This is a genomic window from Bacillus sp. SRL543 (assembly GCF_984799205.1).
Genome location: NZ_OZ481794.1, coordinates 97,501 through 100,000, shown reverse-complemented (window position 1 = coordinate 100,000; position 2,500 = coordinate 97,501). Strand labels below are relative to the sequence as shown.

At 53.8% G+C, this 2,500-nt stretch carries 6 tRNA genes and 2 rRNA genes (2 of these 8 running past the window's edge); all 8 read right to left on the bottom strand.

The features are described 5' to 3' along the window. Nucleotides 1–75 (bottom strand) — tRNA-Leu (locus AC4E8B_RS00525); it reaches 14 nt to the left of the window's first position. Between the two features lie 7 nt (nucleotides 76–82). Continuing rightward, nucleotides 83–157 (bottom strand) — tRNA-Gly (locus AC4E8B_RS00520). Between the two features lie 9 nt (nucleotides 158–166). Beyond that, a tRNA-Leu gene (locus AC4E8B_RS00515) sits at nucleotides 167–251 on the bottom strand. Between the two features lie 23 nt (nucleotides 252–274). Then, a tRNA-Lys gene (locus tag AC4E8B_RS00510) sits at nucleotides 275–350 on the bottom strand. 24 nt (nucleotides 351–374) lie between these two features. Beyond that, nucleotides 375–450 (bottom strand) — tRNA-Thr (locus tag AC4E8B_RS00505). A 5-nt stretch (nucleotides 451–455) separates the two neighbouring features. Further along, nucleotides 456–531: transfer RNA gene (locus tag AC4E8B_RS00500), tRNA-Val, on the bottom strand. Between the two features lie 10 nt (nucleotides 532–541). After that, nucleotides 542–658 (bottom strand): 5S ribosomal RNA (gene rrf / locus AC4E8B_RS00495). 71 nt (nucleotides 659–729) lie between these two features. Then, nucleotides 730–2,500 (bottom strand): 23S ribosomal RNA (locus AC4E8B_RS00490); it runs 1,174 nt beyond the window's last position.

Sequence of the window (2,500 nt, the reverse complement as noted above, 5' to 3'; positions counted from 1 at the left end):
GGAATCGAACCGGTACGGTAGTCACCTACCGCAGGATTTTAAGTCCTGTGCGTCTGCCAGTTCCGCCACCCCGGCAAATATCTGGAGCGGAAGACGGGATTCGAACCCGCGACCCCCACCTTGGCAAGGTGATGTTCTACCACTGAACTACTTCCGCATATAAAATTGGTGCGGGTGAAGGGAGTCGAACCCCCACGCCTTGCGGCGCCAGATCCTAAGTCTGGTGCGTCTGCCAATTCCGCCACACCCGCATATATTATTGCCTGAGATTAAATGGTGAGCCATGAAGGACTCGAACCTTCGACCCTCTGATTAAAAGTCAGATGCTCTACCGACTGAGCTAATGGCTCAAACTTTTTCACAAACATTGAAGCTGGTGCCGGCTAGAGGACTTGAACCCCCAACCTACTGATTACAAGTCAGTTGCTCTACCAATTGAGCTAAACCGGCAAATATGGTGGAGGATGACGGGATCGAACCGCCGACCCTCTGCTTGTAAGGCAGATGCTCTCCCAGCTGAGCTAATCCTCCATATTGTAAAGCCCGGCAGCGTCCTACTCTCACAGGGGGAGAACCCCCAACTACCATCGGCGCTGAGAAGCTTAACTTCCGTGTTCGGTATGGGAACGGGTGTGACCTTCTCGCTATCGCCACCAGACTATTTAGATGAGGTTTTGTTCCCTCAAAACTAGATAATGCAGAAGAAGAAGAATGACTGAGTAATCAATTGTGGTTAAGTCCTCGATCTATTAGTATCTGTCAGCTCCACGTGTCACCACGCTTCCACCTCAGACCTATCAACCTGATCATCTTTCAGGGATCTTACTAGCTTGACGCTATGGGAAATCTCATCTCGAGGGGGGCTTCATGCTTAGATGCTTTCAGCACTTATCCCTTCCGCACATAGCTACCCAGCGATGCCTTTGGCAAGACAACTGGTACACCAGCGGTGCGTCCATCCCGGTCCTCTCGTACTAAGGACAGCTCCTCTCAAATTTCCTGCGCCCACGACGGATAGGGACCGAACTGTCTCACGACGTTCTGAACCCAGCTCGCGTACCGCTTTAATGGGCGAACAGCCCAACCCTTGGGACCGACTACAGCCCCAGGATGCGATGAGCCGACATCGAGGTGCCAAACCTCCCCGTCGATGTGGACTCTTGGGGGAGATAAGCCTGTTATCCCCGGGGTAGCTTTTATCCGTTGAGCGATGGCCCTTCCATGCGGAACCACCGGATCACTAAGCCCGACTTTCGTCCCTGCTCGACTTGTAGGTCTCGCAGTCAAGCTCCCTTGTGCCTTTACACTCTGCGAATGATTTCCAACCATTCTGAGGGAACCTTTGGGCGCCTCCGTTACTTTTTAGGAGGCGACCGCCCCAGTCAAACTGCCCGCCTGACACTGTCTCCCGCCCCGATCAGGGGCGCGGGTTAGAATTTCAATACAGCCAGGGTAGTATCCCACCAATGCCTCCACCGAAGCTGGCGCTCCGGCTTCAAAGGCTCCTACCTATCCTGTACAAGCTGTACCAAAATTCAATATCAGGCTGCAGTAAAGCTCCACGGGGTCTTTCCGTCCTGTCGCGGGTAACCTGCATCTTCACAGGTACTATAATTTCACCGAGTCTCTCGTTGAGACAGTGCCCAGATCGTTACGCCTTTCGTGCGGGTCGGAACTTACCCGACAAGGAATTTCGCTACCTTAGGACCGTTATAGTTACGGCCGCCGTTTACTGGGGCTTCGATTCAGAGCTTCGCTTGCGCTAACCCCTCCTCTTAACCTTCCAGCACCGGGCAGGCGTCAGCCCCTATACTTCGCCTTGCGGCTTCGCAGAGACCTGTGTTTTTGCTAAACAGTCGCCTGGGCCTATTCACTGCGGCTTTTCCGGGCTATTCACCCTAAAAAGCACCCCTTCTCCCGAAGTTACGGGGTCATTTTGCCGAGTTCCTTAACGAGAGTTCTCTCGCTCACCTTAGGATTCTCTCCTCGCCTACCTGTGTCGGTTTGCGGTACGGGCACCTTTTCCCTCGCTAGAGGCTTTTCTTGGCAGTGTGGAATCAGGAACTTCGGTACTAAATTTCCCTCGCCATCACAGCTCAGCCTTATGCAAACGGGATTTGCCTCGTTTGCGGCCTAACTGCTTGGACGCGCATATCCAACAGCGCGCTTGCCCTATCCTCCTGCGTCCCCCCATTGCTCAAACGGTAAAGAGGTGGTACAGGAATATCAACCTGTTGTCCATCGCCTACGCCTTTCGGCCTCGGCTTAGGTCCCGACTAACCCTGAGCGGACGAGCCTTCCTCAGGAAACCTTAGGCATTCGGTGGATGGGATTCTCACCCATCTTTCGCTACTCATACCGGCATTCTCACTTCTAAGCGCTCCACCAGTCCTTGCGGTCTGACTTCGATGCACTTAGAACGCTCTCCTACCGCGGACACCAGATGGTGTCCACCCACAGCTTCGGTGATACGTTTAGCCCCGGTACATTTTCGGCGCGG